Annotated in this window: 15 protein-coding genes and 1 pseudogene; 12 read left to right on the forward strand and 4 right to left on the reverse strand. The window is 62.8% G+C overall.

Features of this window, described 5'->3' with window-relative positions; all coding sequences use genetic code 11:
• Window positions 1–167: 167 nt before the first annotated feature.
• The 8 genes and pseudogenes from QTH97_RS26420 to QTH97_RS26455 all read left to right on the forward strand — a co-directional run bounded on the left by QTH97_RS26420 (window position 168) and on the right by QTH97_RS26455 (window position 5247).
• On the forward strand, window positions 168–1241 hold the full coding sequence (locus tag QTH97_RS26420) for an NAD(P)-dependent alcohol dehydrogenase (RefSeq protein ID WP_286571487.1): 1074 nt from the start codon (window positions 168–170) through the stop codon (window positions 1239–1241).
• Between the two features lie 671 nt (window positions 1242–1912).
• A complete protein-coding gene (locus QTH97_RS26425; RefSeq protein WP_286571488.1) occupies window positions 1913–2122 on the forward strand; it encodes a hypothetical protein in 210 nt (69 codons plus the stop codon).
• A gap of 26 nt (window positions 2123–2148) precedes the next feature.
• Window positions 2149–2355 carry a hypothetical protein gene (locus tag QTH97_RS26430; protein ID WP_286571489.1) on the forward strand — a complete coding sequence of 69 codons (207 nt, stop codon included), beginning with the start codon at window positions 2149–2151 and terminating at the stop codon, window positions 2353–2355.
• A 347-nt stretch (window positions 2356–2702) separates the two neighbouring features.
• Complete coding sequence (locus QTH97_RS26435) at window positions 2703–2981, forward strand: hypothetical protein (RefSeq protein WP_286571490.1); 279 nt, start codon at window positions 2703–2705, stop codon at window positions 2979–2981.
• Window positions 2982–2994: 13 nt separating this feature from the next.
• Entirely contained in the window at window positions 2995–3582 is a 588-nt protein-coding gene (locus QTH97_RS26440) for a DUF1003 domain-containing protein (protein ID WP_286571491.1), read from the forward strand.
• Between the two features lie 77 nt (window positions 3583–3659).
• Window positions 3660–3773, forward strand: a pseudogene (locus QTH97_RS26445) (Crp/Fnr family transcriptional regulator); the annotation flags it as partial.
• 523 nt (window positions 3774–4296) lie between these two features.
• A complete protein-coding gene (locus QTH97_RS26450) occupies window positions 4297–4572 on the forward strand; it encodes a hypothetical protein (RefSeq protein WP_286571492.1) in 276 nt (91 codons plus the stop codon).
• Between the two features lie 297 nt (window positions 4573–4869).
• Window positions 4870–5247: a response regulator gene (locus QTH97_RS26455; protein WP_286571493.1), complete on the forward strand. Its 378-nt coding sequence runs from the start codon at window positions 4870–4872 to the stop codon at window positions 5245–5247.
• Between the two features lie 297 nt (window positions 5248–5544).
• On the opposite strand, the gene QTH97_RS26460 is transcribed toward QTH97_RS26455, so the two are convergent.
• Window positions 5545–5724 carry a hypothetical protein gene (locus tag QTH97_RS26460; protein WP_286571494.1) on the reverse strand — a complete coding sequence of 60 codons (180 nt, stop codon included), beginning with the start codon at window positions 5722–5724 and terminating at the stop codon, window positions 5545–5547.
• A 478-nt stretch (window positions 5725–6202) separates the two neighbouring features.
• On the opposite strand from QTH97_RS26460, the gene QTH97_RS26465 reads away from it, so the two are divergent.
• Entirely contained in the window at window positions 6203–9007 is a 2805-nt protein-coding gene (locus QTH97_RS26465) for an ATP-binding protein (protein ID WP_286571495.1), read from the forward strand.
• Window positions 9008–9462: 455 nt separating this feature from the next.
• Here the strand turns inward: QTH97_RS26465 and QTH97_RS26470 are convergent, their stop codons facing one another.
• Window positions 9463–10212: an IclR family transcriptional regulator gene (locus QTH97_RS26470; protein WP_286571496.1), complete on the reverse strand. Its 750-nt coding sequence runs from the start codon at window positions 10210–10212 to the stop codon at window positions 9463–9465.
• Window positions 10213–10494: 282 nt separating this feature from the next.
• On the opposite strand from QTH97_RS26470, the gene QTH97_RS26475 reads away from it, so the two are divergent.
• Both QTH97_RS26475 and QTH97_RS26480 read left to right on the forward strand, forming a co-directional pair.
• Entirely contained in the window at window positions 10495–11496 is a 1002-nt protein-coding gene (locus tag QTH97_RS26475) for a tripartite tricarboxylate transporter substrate binding protein (protein ID WP_286571497.1), read from the forward strand.
• 48 nt (window positions 11497–11544) lie between these two features.
• Window positions 11545–14274 carry a DUF6351 family protein gene (locus QTH97_RS26480; protein ID WP_286571498.1) on the forward strand — a complete coding sequence of 910 codons (2730 nt, stop codon included), beginning with the start codon at window positions 11545–11547 and terminating at the stop codon, window positions 14272–14274.
• Window positions 14275–14673: 399 nt separating this feature from the next.
• Here the strand turns inward: QTH97_RS26480 and QTH97_RS26485 are convergent, their stop codons facing one another.
• Window positions 14674–17079, reverse strand: a complete 2406-nt coding sequence (locus tag QTH97_RS26485; protein ID WP_286571499.1) for an arylsulfatase — start codon at window positions 17077–17079, stop codon at window positions 14674–14676.
• Between the two features lie 52 nt (window positions 17080–17131).
• A complete protein-coding gene (locus tag QTH97_RS26490; RefSeq protein ID WP_286571500.1) occupies window positions 17132–17374 on the reverse strand; it encodes a hypothetical protein in 243 nt (80 codons plus the stop codon).
• Window positions 17375–17692: 318 nt separating this feature from the next.
• On the opposite strand from QTH97_RS26490, the gene QTH97_RS26495 reads away from it, so the two are divergent.
• The gene (locus tag QTH97_RS26495) at window positions 17693–18157 is read left to right on the forward strand and encodes a hypothetical protein (RefSeq protein WP_286571501.1); all 465 of its coding nucleotides are present in this window, start codon (window positions 17693–17695) and stop codon (window positions 18155–18157) included.
• The last annotated feature ends 663 nt before the right edge of the window (window positions 18158–18820 follow it).

Raw genomic sequence — 18820 nt, forward strand, 5'->3', positions numbered from 1 at the left:
TGGCATCGCCAAATGTATGCGGTCGCTGCCTCGAGATGTGGATGTCCAGCGCGCCTCTGTCTTACCTCGCAGCGGCGCGAGCGCCGGGAGCCGACGATGGGCACCAGAGTACCGTGAACTCTACGTCTTGGAAGTCTTCCAGGCGCCCACTTTTAGGAGAACTGCCCATGGCCATGATGAAAGCAGCCATCTTCGTCGAGCCGGGGCGCATCGTTCTCGATGACAAACCCATTCCCAATGTCGGTCCGCAGGACGCGTTGCTGCGTGTGACGACGACCACGATCTGTGGCACAGACATCCACATCCTCAAGGGCGAGTACCCCGTGCAGCGGGGCCTGACGATCGGCCACGAGCCGGTCGGCGTGATCGAGAAGCTCGGGTCGGGGGTACGCGGGTACCGCGAGGGCCAGCGCGTCATCGCCGGGGCGATCACGCCGAGCGGCTGGAGCACCGCGTGCCTGTGTGGTGTCGGCTCCCAGGACGGTGCCGGCACGGCGCACGGCTGGAAGGCGATGGGTGGCTGGAAGTTTGGCAACACCATCGACGGCTGCCAGGCTGAATATGTGCTGGTACCCGACGCGATGGCCAACCTGGCGCCGGTGCCCGACTCGCTCCGCGACGAGCAGGTGCTAATGTGCCCCGACATCATGTCGACCGGCTTCAGCGGTGCTGAGAGCGTAGGTGTGCGCATCGGCGACACAGTGGCGGTGTTTGCCCAGGGTCCCATCGGCCTGTGCGCCACAGCCGGTGCCAAGCTCAGCGGTGCTGCGACGGTGATCGGAGTTGACCGGCTCGCCAACCGTCTGGCCATTGCCACGAAGTTTGGCGCAGATCACGTGATCGATGGCAGCAAGGTGGATCCCGTCGAGGAGATCATGCGCCTCACCGACGGCCGTGGCGTGGACGTGGCGATCGAGGCGCTCGGCACGCAACAGACCTTCGAGGCGTGCCTTCGGGCGCTGCGCCCGGGGGGAACACTGTCGAGCCTCGGCGTCTATTCGACTGACCTGACGATCCCGCTCGGCCCCTTTGCCGCCGGACTGGGCGACCACAAGATCGTCACCACGCTTTGCCCTGGTGGCAAGGAGCGGATGCGCCGGCTGATGGCGGTGATCGCCGCGCGGCGGGTCGATCTGGAGGCGATGGTGACGCACCGCTTCAAGCTCGACGACATCGAGGCAGCCTACGAACTCTTCGGCCACCAGCGCGACGGCGTTCTGAAAGTCGCGATCACGCCTTGAGCCAGACGGATTGGATTCAAGCGCGCTCGCTGAAAAACGCCAGACAGGGCCGACCATCTACGGTCCGAGCCGGCCAAGCCGAATCGCAAGGGCTCGGCCTCACTGCGTCTGCCAGCGCCTGCTGGGCCGTGGAATCGCGACAACAACCTCACGCGTAAAGGTGTCAGTCGCCGATGCATCATTCATCGCGATGACCAATGGTTTGGTGGCCGGCACCCGAACCTCGTCCCGGCTGTCAACACCGGTGCTACTTGGCCGTCGCCTTCTGCCGTCGCCGGGGCCGGCCTGTTGGGACTACTGCTGAGCTCCGGCACTCAGCCTGGTCCGGACGCCGATTCAAAGGTGCAGCCACCCGCTTGAACACCCGCTACGCGACGAAGAGCGGACCTTCGACAGGTCATGGCATATGACCGCTCGTGGCCGCGAGAACCTATCGCGGCCGCGCTTGGTAGCTGACCTAAAGACGCGTCGACACGTACCACGGTTTCACGCTCACCGGATCGTGCGTCAACGCACAGACAGGGCCCACGGATCCCTCCATGATTCAAGGTGACAGTCGTCCCAGTTGGTAGAGGTTGCTTCGGCATTCGCCCGCGAGGGCCGGCACCTCGGTGCCGGCGACAGTCCCAGATTCTCTCGACAAACAGGCAACCCGAATTCGGAGCAATATCATGGACCCGGCCGCTGGAGCTCCGCCTGAAGAAGTGCTGGTCGCGCAAGCACTGGCTGCACGCCAGCTCGCTCACGACAGGATCGTTCTCGCCTATCGGGAGCAGTTGTGCGGCAATGGGCCCGGCCCGACGGAGGGCGACCTGCAGGCCTTCGCCAGGCATGTCCTCGTGGAGCAAACGCTCGTTCGCCTAAGGCAACGCGGCGACTGAGATTCCGGCCTGTCGGGAGGCATCGCATGGCGAACGCGCACTTTGAACATCACGGGCTTCTGGTGACGATCAACGTCTCGAACACCGGGGAGCGTTGGAGTTGGTCCTACCGGAGCGACGACCGGACACCTGTAGCGAATATCGAAACCGGTGCGCGCACTCAGGAAAAGGCGCTCCACGAGGCAAGGCACGAAGCTATCGCGGCGATCAAGGCGCTCGTGGACGACCCGTAGTCTCACTTCGGCACGCCGTTCGACTCCCGCCCGCCCGACTCTGGGCCGACTTGCCTGCGGGCGAAACCCTCTCAGTCTTTGCCCAGGTCTGGGGCGCCACGGCGTCGCCCGCGGGCGACGAAGCGGTGAGGCATGGATTGCGGCCGACGTCAAAGCGCAGGAAGGTGCGGGGCAATGCTTGCGAGCCGAAGTCGCGGAGAACATCACTCTCTTCGACGCGCGCGTCGCAGACTGGTTGTTGGCGAGAGCTTCGCCCGCCGATTCTCTTGTCCCTCGCATGCGTTCGGTATCGAACAGACGATGATGTCGTCCATCGCTACGCTGGGTCGATCATCGGGCGCAATAGCATGTCACTTTCCCTGTTTGCCGCCGAGACTCTAGTACTGGACTATCTGAATGGGCGGGTCATGCCCCGCGCCCTGCACCGCGCGCTCGTTCTCGCGATCGAGACCAGACTGGTGAACGGCCTGGTGCCAGTGCTCGACGAGACCCTGTGCGCCGAGATCGAGGAAGGGGCCACTGCACCGCCCATCTGGTCGTCTGAATCCGTCTTGAGGGCGGCCCAGGAGCGCAGAACGAATCTCCGCAAGGCTGCGGAGCGAATGACGACATTCCAGTCGGCGTAGGCGGTTGGCCTCCATGCATCAACTTGACGACATCGCAACGAAGCTCCTGGGTTCGCGTTACGACGCCCTCGACGAGCGGACCCGGCGTGTCGCGCAACACGTCGCGGAGCGAACGCCTGTTTCGCGCAATGTCGTGCAAGACGCCGATGCTGGGCAGTCAATGGGCCAGCGCGCGGCAGACGCGGTCGCGTCGTTCGGCGGCTCCTGGACCTTCGTCGGACTCTTCGGCGCCACCATGCTGCTGTGGGTCGCGCTCAACGCCCTGCTCCTGGCGACGCGCGGCTCGACCTTCGACCCCTACCCGTTCATTCTGCTCAACCTGTTTCTTTCCATGCTGGCGGCAGTGCAGGCGCCGATCATCCTGATGTCGCAGAACCGGCAATCCGAGAAGGACCGGATCCATGCGGAACACGACTACGAGGTCAACCTCAAGGCCGAACTGGAGATCATGCTGCTGCACGACAAGATCGATCAATTGCGCGAGAGGCAATGGGAGGAATTGCTGGAGATCCAGAAGCAGCAACTCGCGCTGTTGACGGGGTTGATCGAGAAAGAGGCGCCGGCGCCACAGGGCCCCGGTCTGTGTGCCAGCGCACAGTAGGTCCCCACAGTCCCCATACTGGCCCTTGTCGAGAACGCGCTGCGGGAGCGCTCTCCGAACGAATCCGATTTGCGTGGAGGCTCGTACAGACCGCCGAGTGCGCCCGGCATCACTAGCTGGAGCAGCACCTGTGCCGATGGGTCCTGCTGAGCCTAGACCGCCGGGAGGGCAGCGAACTGGTGATGACGCAGGGCCCGCAATCATCCGGGGTCTGTGCGCTCGCAGACAGACGCACCCTGCGCGTTTGCGCATTGACGCGTACCCCATGGGAGGGGTGACGGACCTCGGTGTGCTACCGCACAGACCTGGCGACGCATTGCGCGCAGGGTACCCGCATCCTGCCAGATGCGGCGAGTGTCACGATTCTCATCCCTCAGGACCTCGCATCGATGCGGATGAGAGCTTCGTATGGTGACCCAGGGGCTGAGGTTTTTCGTAACTGCCGGCGGAAGGTCACGGGTTCCGTGATTTCGGCGTGGGCGTAGTTGCCCGAAGGGGCAAGTGGCTTTGCCCCAAAGAAGAACGGGCGACCTCAAAGTGATGCTCGAGGCTTGCGCCCGTGGGGCGTTGCACCAAGGGGCAATATCAGCGGGCATCGATTGCGTGCCTCTGTAGAGTTGCTATGCAGCTTGAAGCTGCGCGCAGTTTCGCGTAAACGGTACCGCATCCGGGCAAAGCGGCTACCATGGTCCGCCCTTAAAGAGGAGAGTGGAAATGTCTGGCCGACCAATGCACGAGGAACCGCCACCCGTACTGGATGCCTTGGACAAGAGCAAACAGGCAACCGAGACTGTCCGCCAAGCAGCGGACGATCTCGCAGTCGTACATGCAGTGCTCGATACGCAAGTCCCCGAAGAGGCTCGGAACGATGAAGTGGATCAGGCCCTCGCCCAGGCTGATCAACTGCAGGCGGAGTTGGACAAGTCCGTGGAACTCTTGCACGACGTCACCAGGACCTTGGAAGCTGAGGTTAAGAAAAGCACGGCTTGATCACGGTCGAACCGAGCGCGCGAATTCCGACATTTCCTTAAGGTCCTTGCTTCTTGGGCGAGGGAATCCTTGCTCTGCTGCGAGGGCTCATCTGGGAAAGGACCGACGCCGCTCATCGCTCATCTTGCTAGCAGCTTCCCGTAGTTCGCTCAGCGCCGCGCTGCCGGATGTCGGGCAGCCGTCTGACATCGGAACCGCCTAATAGAGGAGTAAATCCCACCTGCTCCGCTAAGACCCGGTGGCAGGTTATTTACGTATGTGAGCAGTAGTGAACGGGACGCCAAAAGCGTATGCACGATGCCACTCACCACTATCCTTGTCGAGGACAGCGAGACGATCCGGGACAACCTCATCCCAGCGATGGGCGAGCTCGCCGACATCGTGGTCATCGCCGTCGCCGAGACCGCAGCCGAAGCTCTGGCTGCCATGGAGGAATACAGCAGCTATTGGGATCTGGCGGTAGTCGATCTTTTCCTTAGAGAGGGTTCAGGGCTGACCGTTTTGCGTGCTTGCCAAAGTCGGTCTCCGCACCAGCGCGCGGTCGTTCTGACCAACTATCCCACGTCCCAGATGCGCCGTCGGTGCCTTGATTTGGGCGCAGATGCGGTCTTCGACAAATCTGGCGAGCTGGAGGCGTTCTTCGACTACTGCAATGCGACGCCACGAGCCGGATGACTTGCCGGCAAGCGGGCGCTGGGCGCCGGGTCGGGCGCTCAACCGGGCCTGCAGAGGTTGTCATATGCCCGCCGCGAAGGTCGGCTTCGGGGCAAATTGGACCAAGTCTGCGAAATGTCGGGTTGTGGCCGGGTGCCGCCATGCTACGGCGACGACGCCGTGTCCTTGGCAGGCCTGGCTAGCTAGGGGCCGAGACGCGCCGGTCCGCACTGGGCCATACACCGGCGATTCATGCCCTGGCGCGGGCGCTGAACTCACGAAGGTGCGGGGCAACTTACAGCACGCTCGCGCCGGGGTTCATGATCGTGCCGCGGCTTTGCGCAGCGCGCGAAGCTCGATTCGCGCCGATTCGCGGATCTGCTCCCGATCGAGTTCGCCAACGGACGGATCGACCATGCCGGCGAAGATGCTGTCGAGCCATGGCTCGCGGGTGCTGAAGCACTCGACTGCGTAGTCGAGCCAACTTGCGTATCCCACGGGCGGTGGCAATGGTTCTTGAATGGGGAAAGCAGTCTCCTCGATACGAATGCCGTTTAGCCACGGCCGGCCCACCGCAATGCAGGCATATGAGGATTTTCGTTGATCGCCGATGGGACCGGAAGGAACTACGCCGAGAGATGGAGAAGCTCGCCGGGCGCCAGGCCGATCCAATAACCGGAGTTCGCCCCGACGAAAGCTCAAACGTCTGCGTTGATCGGGCGACCTACTTCTCCTTTGGGCACACAGCGGCACCTGCGCAGCGCCGCCAAGAACTTCGGCTTTCGCTGCGTACCGACGCATGGAAGTGGCTGGGAGCCGAGCAAGTGGTACGGGATGGGTTGGGCGCCCCCAGCAGCGACATGTTCGCGGGCCAAAGGCGAACACAATGAAGCCGAGGACTCTTCAAAGTCTTGGGTCGCATCTATCCCGCGAGAACCGGTCGACGGCGCGGGCGGCCGCCGCTAGCATCGTATCCATGAGCTCTCTTCCCCAGGGCACGATCACCTTTCTGTTCTCCGACATCGAAGGATCGACCCAACTCGCCAAGCGGTTTGGGGATGCACAATGGGCTGACCTGCTCGAGGCTCATCGCACGGTATTACGCCGGGCCTTCGTGGGGCACGCTGGCAGCGAAGTAGATACGCAGGGTGATGCCTTTTTTGTCGCTTTTTCTCGTGCAACCGATGCGATAGCAGCCGCCGTGGCAGCACAACAGGCGTTGCTCGCACATGACTGGCCCGCCGGCGGAGCAGTGCGAGTCCGGATGGGCCTTCACACAGGGGAGGCGACTCTTCGCGATGGTTGCTACATCGGGCAGGAGGTGCACCGCGCCAGCCGTATCTGTGACGTCGGCCACGGCGGGCAGATTCTCCTGTCGCAGGCCACCTCTGAGATCGTGCGGTCGAATCTGCCACATAGCTTCACGCTCAACGAACTCGGGGAGCACCGGCTTAAAGGGCTAAGTGAGCTGCATCACCTGTTCCAACTTCTGGCGCCTGGCCTGACGACGACGTTCCCGCCTCTGCGCAGCTTGAGGGCGCCCAACAATTTGCCGGTCGAGCGGTCCAGCTTCGTCGGTCGCGAGCAGGAGATCATTGCCTTGCTTGGTGCGCTTGCCGAGCACCGCCTGATCACGCTGACTGGCATCGGAGGCTCGGGAAAGACCCGCTTGGCGCTGCAGGTCGGAGCGCTGGAGATCGGCAACTTCCCGGACGGTGTTTTTTTTGTTGACCTCGCTCCCGTGTCCGACCCCGACTTGGTTCCGCAAACCCTAGCCGCCGCTTGCGGTATGGCGCCAGGGGATTCGCCATCGGAAACCGCGCGTACCTTTGTGGAACGGGTGGCGGTTGCCATGGCGCCGCGCCGCAGCCTATTGCTGGTAGACAATTGCGAGCATGTGTTGGACGCAGCTGCGCTACTGATCGATCGATTACTGACAGTTTGCGAGCAGATTGTGGTGTTGGCCACAAGCCGAGAAAGCCTGGGCGTCGAAGGGGAACAGATAGTGCAGGTGCAGTCGCTCGCTGTGCCTGGAGAGTCCGCGAACGCCGAGGTGACCGAAGCGATGCGTCTGTTCGCAGAAAGAGCCCACGCGTGCCACGCATCGTTCAAGCTCGGTGCCAACACCATGGGACCGGTGGCCGAAATATGCCGGCGCCTGGACGGCATTCCGCTGGCAATCGAGTTTGCCGCAGCGCGTGTTAGCCACCTGTCGGTTCAACAGATAGCCGAGCGATTGGAGGACCGCTTCAGCCTGCTAACTGCCGGACGCAGACGCATTCATCGACAGCAGACTCTGGCGGCATCCCTCGACTGGAGCCATGACCTGCTTGATGAAGAAGAACGCATAGTCTTCCGGCGCACGGGTGTGTTTGCAGGTGGCTTCGAGCTGAATGCGGCAGAGGCCGTGTGCAGCGGCTACGGCATCTTTAGCGGCGCGGTTCTAGATCTACTTGGCTCATTGACCGCCAAGTCACTCGTCACTGTAGGGCAAGGCGCGCGCGGCGAAACTCGTTATCGACTGCTCGAAACCGTACGACTGTACGCCCTTGACAAACTCGAAGCGGCGGGCGAAACGCACACCTTCCGTTCACAGCACCGTGATCACTTCCTTGCCTGGCTGGAGGCCATGCCGCTGGACAAGCTAGTCTTCGGGACCGAATCCATTAAAGCGGTCGGCCGCGAAATCGATAACCTGCGCACGGCCACCGACTGGTGTCTTGCCGACGATCGCCCCGAACTGGTCGCCCGTTTGGTTACGGCGATGATGGGCTATTGGATCACGGGCAACTCCTATCGCATTCCAAAGGTGCTGCTCGAAAGGGCTTTGGACTGGGAGGATCGGCTGTCCGTTCAAGAGCGGGTGGCGAGCCATTCGATTCTTGGATGGCTAAGCATCATGGCGCTCGATCTGCCAACAGCACTGAATCACGGCACGTGCGCCGTCGACCTTGCTGCGGGAGCACTTGGGCCCTTGCCGGTGCTCGCCCAGACTCTCTGTGCCTTTGGGCACGCTGTGCTCGCATCCACGCAAGGCGCCGATTCGGTTCCCATCAACGAGGCGCGTCGCGCTGCCGAGGATGCGGTTTCCAATGCGCGGAAGGGCGTGTCCAAGGCATGGCTCGCAAACGCCGAGTTGTTCTCCGCCTACGTCGAGCTTCATGTCAACAACGTCGAGGCCTCCGCCCATTGGTTCACCGCCTGTGTCCAAACCTGTCGCGGAGTTGAGTTCGAGGGATGGCTGCTCCCCGCGGCGATGTCCGGACTGGCTGCGTCGCTGCACTTGCTCGGACGCGTCGACGAAGGGCTTGCGGCCGCGCAGGGTTTGTTGGCACTGCAGGACTTGGTCGGAACACGTTTGCCGTGGTTCGACGGGTTGGCGATCGAGGTGGCGCCTGCGCTGTTCGCTGGCGGTCATAAGCCAAGGGCCGACTTGGAGCTTTATAAGGCCGCCACCTCCATGAGACGCAACGGGGTAGATCTGGCGCCCAATCACTTCTTGGGCATGGCCGCCATCGTGGAGTTTCTGCGCGGTCGGCCCGAGCGTGCCGGGCGTCTCATGGGTGCGGCGCGCGGCCTAGGAGGCGCTGACAGGGAACTCATGGCGTTTCGTACACCGATCAGCTTGGCCTACTACCTGCGGTACCAGCCACTTGTACGGAAAGCGCTTGGGCCCGAAGCCGCTCGGCGCGCGCGTGACGAAGGGCGCGCAATGACCATCGACGAGGCTTTCAGCTATGCGCTGCAAGGGCTGGGTACGTCGGCGCCTCCAGACGTTTGACTCGGGCAAAAGACCTGCTCCCGCACCTACTCGACACCAGGCATTGACATGGTGTAGGGTGCTTTTTAATGTCCGCAGAGTGGCAGCTTGAAGACGTCCGTGCTTGACAGAGTGGAAGACTGCTTTCGCTGCACAAGCGACCTTACTCATGAGAAGGGCGACAAGCACGCTACATGTCGACCTGAATGAGGTTGGAACCATCGGAAGAGTTTGCCCTCCGCATTGCGTCCGCGAATTGGCCTAGCGACAACAGGCGGACATTCCATGTCCGGCGCAAACGCCGTGCATCAAGAGCAGGCCGGTCGATGCTAAGCATGTCGCTGGCCCGTCGGCCCGGCGACCACGGGTCAATTTGGGCGTACTACCCACTAAGGATCGAGTTTGGCCAACACACATTCTCAGTCGGGATCCGACCTTCGGCGGCGGCGCGATGCAGCAGAGGGAGCGGCTTCGCATTAGTTCTTCCAATCAGCCGCATGAATGGCGGCGACGATTTCAGCAGCGGCGCTCACTAGCAGCGGCCCGACCTCGTCGTGCAAAAAGCTGCCGTTCAGCCATGTTGACGCTCCGCCGACCGACAAGCCGAGAAGGGTGCGGCCGTCGCCCAGATTCACCGGCACGGCAGCTGCGGAAATTGCTGGATCCCATTCGCCTTCGGTCGTGACAAAGCCTCGTGCGTCAAACTGAGCTTGCACTTCCGTGAGCCGCCGACTCAGCGGCGGCCAACCGTCGCCCTCTGCCGAGGCGATGCTCTCGAGTAGCAACTCGCGCTCGATCTTCGGCGTGGCGCACATCACCGCACGGCCCATGGCGGTGCGAGCGAGCGGCAAGCGTGCGCCGACGTCCAGGCCGAGGATCAGTCGCGCTGTGCTGCGGCAATGTGCGACGTAGATCATTTCCAGGTTGTGCCTTGCGCCGAGCGATACGGCCGCCTTGCACCTGTCGGCAAGGGCCTGCAGGGTCGGCCTTGCAATACGAGCGATGTCGAAGTTGCCGAGCATCGCGAATCCGAGGCCGAGCACTGCGGGGCTCAGTGCGTATTCGCCAACCTCGTCCCGGTGCTGCAGATAGCCGAGCGCTGTCAGCGTGAAGGTCAGGCGGGACACCGTCGCCCGCGGCAATGCGGTACGTCGCACGATCTCGCCATGGCTCAACCAACGGTCCTGTGGCTTGAACGCCCGTAGCAGTTCAATGCCGCGCGCCAACGCGGTGACGTATCGCGGATCGGTCGTCGCGTCGCCCGTGTTGCGCAATGGAGCTGCGGCTCGTCTTCGTCCCATGTGACTTCCTTATTCCGTTGTACGGAATATAGCAAATGAAGACCATTGTTGTAGGGCTAGGGTTCTACCGATCCGGAAATTCCCTAAGGGGTGTTTACATCAAAAATGCACGCTCGTAGACTTTGTTGGGACTGGAATTGATATTCCGTATATCGGAATAAATGGCAGTCCTTGAATTCACAGCGAACGACGATTCCAAGGGCTCACATGAAACCTGGCACTCCCGATTCCACGTCTCCAGGCAGTTCCCGGCGGGCAGTTCTGGCCGGAGCGGTTGGTGCGGCAGCGCTTTCGGCACTTCGCCCGGCGGGCGCCCAGTCCTTTCCAAGCAGGCCGGTGACGTTGATCTGCCCTTGGCCGGCCGGCGGCTCGACGGACAGGCACATGCGTGCACTGGCCGAGTTGGCTGGTAAGAACCTCGGGCAGTCCGTGATCGTCGAGAACCGACCGGGCGGCGGAGGGACCACTGGCCCTGGAACCATGGCACTCACCGCCAAGCCTGATGGGTACACGATCTCCCAGTACCCGATGGGCATGCTGCGCGTGCCGCACATGCAGAAAATGCAATGGCATCCACTGAAGGACTTCACCTTCATTCTTGGCGTTTCGGGCTACACCTTCGGCCTCACGGTGCGCGCGGATTCACCGTTCAGGACATTCAACGACTACATCGAAGCAGCGCGCAAGGACCCCGGCAAGGTCGACTACGGCTCCACCGGCATCGGCTCCTCGCCACATCTGCTGATGGAGGAGGTGGCGATCAACGCGAAGGTTTCGCTGAATCACATTTCGTTCAAGGGCAACGCCGATCTGCAGCAGGCTCTTCTCGGCGGCCACGTGATGGCCCAGAGCGACGCCAGCGGCTGGGGCAAGCTGGTCGACGACGGCCAGATGCGGTTGCTCGTGACCTTTGGCGACAAGCGCACCAAGCGCTGGCCGAACGTGCCCACCGCGCAAGAACTGGGCTATGGCGTCGTCTCGACTTCGCCCTACGGACTGGCCGCACCGAAGGGCATGGACCCCGTCGTCGCGAGGACATTGCACGACGCCTTCAAGAAGGCCATGGAAGACCCCCGGCACGTCGAACTGCTGGATCAGCTGGACCAGGACGCCTGGTACCGCAGCGGCGACGACTACGCGAAGTGGGCGCGCGACACCCATGCCAAGGACAAGCTGCTGATCGAACGCCTCGGCCTGGCGTCGAAGTGAAGATTGATTTTTGTTTTTGAGTACCGACAACACAACCAAGGAGACAAGATGAAGAGATCGGATACCTGGGCCAAGAGCCGACCGCTGCGTGCCTCGGGCTTGCTGCTGATGGCGCTGGCCTCCGCGCTGGCCGGCTGCGGCGGTGGCAACAACGGCGGCTTCTTCGGAGGCGGCGCAGGCAATGGCGGCAACAATGGAAACGGTGGGAACGGCGGCGGCGGTGGGACGGCGGTTCTGGTTCAAAGCTTGTCCTCGCCGGAAAAGATGACCAGTGGCAGCGACACGCTGATTCAGTTGACGGCCACCGACGGTGCCGCAGTGTCTGGTGTCAAGGTCACGCTCAACGACGTGGACGTGACGGGTCAGTTCCAGAAGGCCGCCACCGGCAACGGTTCGATCGGGCTGCTGACTGGCCTGGTGCAAGGGGAGAATACGATCGAGGTGCGTGACGCCAGCAACGCAGTGCGCGGAAGTCTCAAGCTGACCGCCTATCCGATCCAGGGCCCGATCCTGTATGCACCGCAGGAAGGCAGCTTCCACTGCCAGACCGACACCTTCAATGTCTATCCCGGCGGCCCCACCCTGACTGCAGGCCCGAACACAGATCCGAACTGCGCCGCGTCCACCCGCGTCGATTGGGTCTACCACGACGCGACCAAGGCAGGCACCGCCGTCTGGCAGAAGTACGACCCGGCGAACCCGCCGGCAACGATCGAGACGACTACATTGCTCGACGGAAAGACCGTGCCCTACATCGTGCGGATCGAGACCGGGGTCATCAATCGCGGCATCTATCAGATTGCCGTGCTTGGCGAGCCGGTCAACAATCCCAACCCCACCGCTGTGAAGCCGCCGAGCGCCTTCAATGGTCGCTTGGTCTATCCCTTCGGCCAAAGCTGCGGCGGCGGCTGGTACGTGCAAGGTCGCTCGATGGGTCCGGTGGGTGGATCCACCAATTCGTCGAACGGCGCAGCAGGCGACTTCAATGCGTTGAACGACCTGCCGCTGAGCAAGGGTTTTGCCGTCGCGAATTCGACGCTGAACTACTTCGGCCAGAACTGCAATCACATCATTTCGGCAGAGACGATGATGATGGTCAAGGAGCGCTTCATCAAGGCCAACGGCCCGGTCCTCTACACGATGGGTTGGGGAAGCTCGGGCTCTGCAATGCAGCAAAGCATGATTGCCGACACCTACCCGGGCCTGCTCGACGGCATCGTGATGCTGGCCGGCTTCCCGGACAACTCGGGCCCCCAGAGCATGGAAGGGCGTTTGTTCTACAACTACCAACTGAACCACACCAAGAACGGAACGACGCAGAACGGCACTTACTCGCCGGTGCCGAACAGCCCGTACGACCCGACCTATGACACCGCCACAGCGGCGGCACGCGCGGCCAACTCGACGTTGTTGAACTGGACCAATTCGGAGATCGCGGCGGCGTCGGGGTACTCGACGTACCACAGCGTCCGGCAGCAGGCGAGCTTCTGGGCGGCCCGGACAGACACGGTCTTGCGCCAGCCCAACCAGGGCGATCGCGACAACGTGACGGCTGGCCCTGGAAACAGCTCGGTGTTCAGTACGGTGATCGGGGCCAGCGAAAAGTACAGCCCAGCCAACGTGGTCACTACTGCGCCGATGGGCGTCCTTCCTGCGCCGCCTGTCAGTCTGTTGGCGGCCAATCCGACAGGCCTGCGCCCGAGCGTGCCAGATCACAACAAGAACGTGCTCGGCGTCGATGCCACGACCGGCTTCGCCCGTTCGTACGTGGGCAATGCCGGTGTGCAGTTTGGTCTGAACGCGTTGAACTCCGGCCAGATCACGATGGCGCAGTTCATCCACCTGAACCAGAACATCGGCGGTCAGGACCCGGACGGCAACTTGAGCACCGCGCGCATGCAGCCTGATCCGGAGGCTCTGAAGATGGCTTACCAGACCGGCATGATCATGTACGGCGGGGCGGGCTTGGCGTCGACTGCGATTCTGGACCTCGACGGGATCAACAACGAGTTCACGGGTGCCGGCGACATGCACCTGAAGTTCTTCCACTACATCTTGCGAGCGCGCATTGCCGCTGCCGCCGGAAAGTTCGACAACCACGTGATGTGGAACGGCATGGCCAATGTCGCCGCGTTCACGCCGGACCCGAACGCCAACCACACGACGCCGTTGCAGGCACCGCGGCCAGCAAAAACCGGACGCAGCAACATTGCCCTCCAGAAGGCGTTCCTGGCAATGGATCAGTGGCTGACAGCAGTGGCCAATGACAAGTCGGCAGACAAACTGGCGGCCAAGGTGGTCAAGAACAAGCCAACGACCATGGTGGACGGCTGCTTCGGCGCGACGACGGCGGGGGCCGCGGATGACTTCATCGCCGAACCGCAGGTCTTTGGTGGGTTCAATTCGGTGTTCGTAAACGGCAATGGCAGCACCTCGCCAGCCGGGACCGTCGGCTTCGGGTCAGAGCCGTCGCGCTGCAACGCGATGTACCCGGCGTCTTCGTTCCCCCGGTTCGAGGCGGGCGAACCGTTGCCGTCGCGTGCGATGCAGTGCCAGCTCCGACCGCTCACGGCCGGGGACTATGCCGGCTACGCTTCGCGGAACCCTGCATGGACCGGTGCAACGCGCGATGCAGATCTCGCGTCCCTGCGCGCCGTCTTCCCGAGCGGGGTGTGTGACTACACCAAGCCTGGCTTGCAAGAGCAACCCCTGGCAGGCACCTGGATCCAGATCACCGGCCCCAATCAGATGAAGGTCGGGCATCCCTTGAGCCAATAGGACCTACGCAATTGACTGTTGCTCCGGAGGGCAACAGTCCTGCGTGCGCGGCGTCACCCCCCGCGCTGCGCGCGCTTCCATGCCCCCTTTAGGCCAGCAGTCTGATTCGAGGTCCAGCTCGGACAGGTGCTTCAGACTGGTTGGGGCCGGTCGCTTGCGAACCGTGGATGTCGCAGATGGGCCCATTGCGGAAGTAGCCGCTACAAAATTGATTGCCCCAAACCAGACACTGACGCGTTGGATCACCGCCGACGGAGACACCCGGGTGTCGGGTCGCGGTTCCCATGGTGAAAGTCGCAAGGCAGGCAGCCTCGCGTCCTGGAGGCGCCTTCCGGAAAGGAGCCCTTTGACGGGCAGTTCATGGAGATAGCAGACTTCGACCGAAACGGCTGGTGCGTCTCACCGGACCTCCAGGCTCACCTTATCGATCTTCCCAGTGAATCGGCTCTTGATGCCCGCCACGTAGTCGCCTGAGACGGGCGTGTCATCGTCCTCGCCAACGTCGGCGCCCTCGTCGGGCGAGATGAGGAATGGAATTGTCTTTTCGATTCGGCCTTCGGCCACTTTCTGCCCGCCGACCGATAGTGAGGCCGTGCCACCTTTGCCGGGGCCGCCGCCGTCATACGCGAAGTCCAGCTTGATGGTCGCCTTACCCGGCGGAAGCGCCTGAGGAGAGGCCACCGTGTAGCGTTCGAGGCCAACCCAGTTATAGGTGTACGTGGGCCTGCCGTCCTTCAGGTACAGGCTCAAGCCGCCGAAACGCCCGCCTTGCGCGAAGATCACGCCCTCGGCGCCGCCTTGTGGGACGTCGATCTCGGCGGTGATCGTGCTGGAGCGGTTCTTCGCGTTGATGAACGTGTTCTCCATCATGCCTGTCATGCCCGGGTAGAGCGTGATCGAAGTACGCGTTCCCATCAAGTCAGGACGCCCGGCGATCGCCGCGTTGAAGCGCTCGACGCTGCGGTCGTCGATCGGAAGCACGTTGTACTTTGCCGCCTCTTTCAGGAACACGGCCTGCATCTGCTTCAACTTCGCCGGCTGCCTCCCAGCGAGGTCGGTGGCAAGGCTGTAGTCGTTGCGCGCATCGAAGAGTTCCCACGTGTCCTTGTCGAGCGTCGCGCGTGGCTTGGGTTCCCATGGCGCCCTGTGCACGGTACGCGCGAGCCAGCCATCGTGGTAGATGCCGCGGTTGCCGAGAATCTCAAAATACTGCGTTTTCCGTCGGTCGGCCGCCTTCGCATCGTTGAGCGTGTAAGCCATGCTCACGCCCTCGAAGGGCTTCTGGACCGTGCCGTTGACTGACTTTGGAAACGACAACTGCGCAACTTCGAGCACCGTCGGCGCGAGATCGGTGATGTACTGCCACTGGGAGCGAATTTCTCCCCTCGTCTTGATCCCCTTTGGCCAGTGCACGACCATGCCGGTCTTGGTGCCGCCGTAGTCCCCCGCCACCTGCTTTGTCCAGGCGAAAGGCGCATCGCCAGCGACGGCCCAGCCGGCGGCATAGTGTGGGTAGGTTTCCGGGCCGCCCCACTTGTCGAGGTTCTTCAACTGGTTTTCGACGGTCTCCTGGACACCATTGAAGAACGTAAGTTCATTGAACAGGCCGGTCGCCCCACCCTCGGCGCTCGCACCGTTGTCACCGGCGACGTAGATGAAGAGCGTGTTGTCCATCACGCCCAGATCCTCGATCGCCTTCACCAGGCGACCGATCTCATAGTCGGCCTGCTCGGCAAATCCCGCGAAGACTTCCATCTGCCGCGCGAACAGCCGTCGCTCATCGGGCGTCAGCTTGTCCCAATCCTTGATTCCGGCGGGCTTGGGCGCGAGCTTCGTTCCAGCCGGCACGATGCCGAGCTTGATCTGCCGGGCCAGAGCGTCCTCGCGGTACTTGTCCCAGCCCTCATCGAATTTGCCCTTGTATTTATCGGCCCATTCCTTGGACACATGGTGCGGCGCGTGGGTAGCGCCAGGGGCGAAGTACATGAAGAACGGCCGGTCGGGTGTCATCGACTGCTGGAACCGAGCCCAGGCGATGGCTTGGTTCGTCATGTCTGTCATGAAGTGGTAGTTCGGATCGGCGGGCAACTCGACCCGGGTCACCCCGTCGTACAAGAGCGGCGACCATTGGTTGGTCTCTCCGCCGAGGAAGCCGTAGAACTTCTCGAAGCCCGACTGGGTGGGCCACGTCGTGAAGGGGCCGGAGATGCTGGTTTCCCAGGCCGGCGTCAGATGCCACTTGCCGAATGCAGCCGTGTTGTAGCCGTTCAGACGCAGCATCTCTGGCAGCGGCGCGACGCTCGCCGGACGGATGCCGGTGTTGCCCTCGAACGCGGTGGCGATTTCCTGCACGGCGCCGGTGTTGTTGGTGTGATGATTGCGGCCCGTGATCAACGCCGCTCGCGAGGGCGAGCACAACGCAGCGACGTGCATGTTGTTGTAGCGCAGGCCGTTGGCGGCGAGCCGGTCGAGCGTCGGCATGGCAATCGCGCCGCCGAAGGTGCTCGGATGCGCAAACCCCATGTCGTCGAGCAACACGATCACGACGTTCGGCGCGCCCTTCGGAGCTTTCACCTCGAAACGGGGCGGCGCCTTTGCGTTGCGCACATCGACTTGGGTGATGGGCGTGCGCCGTGGCTCGGCGATCGGAAGGACCGCCCGGTCGAGCGCGCCCGGTGACGCCTTCTGTGCCGCAGCGATGCCCGCGAGGCTGAGGCCCAGCGCGAATGCAGTAAACGCGCAACGCAGGCTGTCCCGTTTCATCGGCGTGCGGCCCCCGGAAAAATCGTCATTCGACTTTCTCATGGGGCTTCCTCCAAGTTCGATCGTGTTGCCGGCCGATGTGGCGTTTCGCGAACTACTTGCGGACGACTGCCGCGCCATTGGGGCCGGCGCACCCCGCACGGTAAACGCCCTTCGCGCAAACCACCTTTGGTGCCGGTGGCGGTACCGGCTTGCGGACGGCCGCGGCGCCGTTCGGTCCGACACAGCCCGCGCGGTAGACGCCCTTGGCGCAGGCCGCCGCCGAGGCGTCCAGCGGCAGCAAAGCCGCCAGCATCAGCACGACGGCGGCGGCGGTAAATGAGCACGGTCCGTTCATGGTGAGTTCCTTTCTAGAGACGACGTTTCTCAATCACCGGCACAGCTTCTCGAACAAGCTCGCCCTCGGCTAGACGATCGCCGAGGGCAGCACGGACCACTGTAGACCTCGCGCGCACTGCGCGCACTGCCACCTACCCTTGCTGGCAGTAGACGGCGAGCATTCCGAAGTCCATAGTGGATGCGAGAGATATTCGCGTCTGGACCTTGCCCTCGAGCCATCGTCGTCATCGTCCCTGGCGAATTCAGTTTCGGTTCAGGTGAACTCGAGCGGCGGCGCTGACGCGACTCGCGCCATCATTGATCGGAGGTCCACGAAATGAAGCATCGAACCCTGTGCTTCCTGGCGTTGGCAGGTTTGTTGATTTCCGAAGCCAGCGCACAACAGTACGTGTACCCGGCCAAGGGCCAGAGCCCAGAGCAACAGAAGAGTGACGAGGCCGCCTGCTATTCGTGGGCGGTCAAGCAGTCCGGCTTTGATCCAGCCAAACCACCTCCTCCTGCGCCCACGGCCAAGCCGCCGACCACAGCGACTGGGACGACCCCGGGGGCAGGTGCTCGCGGCGCATTGCGCGGCGCTGCTGTCGGCGAGATCGCCGGCGGAAACGCCAGCGCCGGTGCGGCGGCGGGTGCGGTGGCTGCGCGTGGGCAAAGCCGCCGGCAGAACGTGGCGGCAGCGAATTCGGCCCAGCAGCAGCAGGCGTCGGCCACGCAGCAAAAGCAGGCTTCGTTTGCCAGGGCTCGCGCCGCATGCCTAGAGGGTCGTGGCTACACGGTCAAGTAAGGCGGGGCCCAGGTCGAGGCATTCGGCCAGCAATGGTGGCTTTGACGCGGGGCGCAAACGTTGGGGGCGTCCGCACGCCTCGCGGCGCCGACTAGCTCAAGCGGCGCCGCGGCGCTCATCTTCTCCATCACGGGAAAGGCTGAAGCTGGCAGGCCCCGCACATCTGCAACGACGCATCCGCATTCCGAACACGCGCCTCCATTGCTCGAGACGGATCGCTCAGAAACAGACCTTGCCGTATGTCGGCTCGTGGCCGAACTGAGCCGCGGGAGTGCAGCGGTAGCCGCCCTTCGCACGGCGACGGCCGAAGACGCAGTTCGGCCAGGAACGGAAGTTCAGGGGTGGAACAATCCTCGTCCGGAAATGGTCGCTAACCAGTCATGAGGCGTGCACGTCGTTAGTCGGCTCTGTGCCCGTTGCAGACATCTGCGTGAGCTTGTCGAACTGAAGCAGCCGGCCATGAGGAGCCACTCGTTCCGAGGGTGCGTATGACTGCACAGGATCTGCGGATTCAACCGGTCGATGCAACGGTTTGACCCTGCCTCGATTTCACGTACAGCAAGAAGTTGGTAACTTCTGGAGTACGGAGAAAATGAAATGAGAGATGGCAAGTTGCCGAAGCGCCAATACACGGACGAGTTCAAGATCGAAGCCATCAGGCTG

Source organism: Variovorax gracilis (assembly GCF_030317115.1).
Lineage (GTDB): Bacteria > Pseudomonadota > Gammaproteobacteria > Burkholderiales > Burkholderiaceae_C > Variovorax > Variovorax gracilis.

Bases quoted from the DNA above. Each gene is read 5' to 3' on its own strand.
- QTH97_RS26420 (WP_286571487.1), top strand. From the start codon at position 168: ATGGCCATGATGAAAGCAGCCATCTTCGTCGAGCCGGGGCGCATCGTT.
- QTH97_RS26425 (WP_286571488.1), top strand. From the start codon at position 1,913: ATGGACCCGGCCGCTGGAGCTCCGCCTGAAGAAGTGCTGGTCGCGCAA.
- QTH97_RS26430 (WP_286571489.1), top strand. From the start codon at position 2,149: ATGGCGAACGCGCACTTTGAACATCACGGGCTTCTGGTGACGATCAAC.
- QTH97_RS26435 (WP_286571490.1), top strand. From the start codon at position 2,703: ATGTCACTTTCCCTGTTTGCCGCCGAGACTCTAGTACTGGACTATCTG.
- QTH97_RS26440 (WP_286571491.1), top strand. From the start codon at position 2,995: ATGCATCAACTTGACGACATCGCAACGAAGCTCCTGGGTTCGCGTTAC.
- QTH97_RS26450 (WP_286571492.1), top strand. From the start codon at position 4,297: ATGTCTGGCCGACCAATGCACGAGGAACCGCCACCCGTACTGGATGCC.
- QTH97_RS26455 (WP_286571493.1), top strand. From the start codon at position 4,870: ATGCCACTCACCACTATCCTTGTCGAGGACAGCGAGACGATCCGGGAC.
- QTH97_RS26465 (WP_286571495.1), top strand. From the start codon at position 6,203: ATGAGCTCTCTTCCCCAGGGCACGATCACCTTTCTGTTCTCCGACATC.
- QTH97_RS26475 (WP_286571497.1), top strand. From the start codon at position 10,495: ATGAAACCTGGCACTCCCGATTCCACGTCTCCAGGCAGTTCCCGGCGG.
- QTH97_RS26480 (WP_286571498.1), top strand. From the start codon at position 11,545: ATGAAGAGATCGGATACCTGGGCCAAGAGCCGACCGCTGCGTGCCTCG.
- QTH97_RS26485 (WP_286571499.1), bottom strand. From the start codon at position 17,079: ATGAGAAAGTCGAATGACGATTTTTCCGGGGGCCGCACGCCGATGAAA.
- QTH97_RS26490 (WP_286571500.1), bottom strand. From the start codon at position 17,374: ATGAACGGACCGTGCTCATTTACCGCCGCCGCCGTCGTGCTGATGCTG.
- QTH97_RS26495 (WP_286571501.1), top strand. From the start codon at position 17,693: ATGAAGCATCGAACCCTGTGCTTCCTGGCGTTGGCAGGTTTGTTGATT.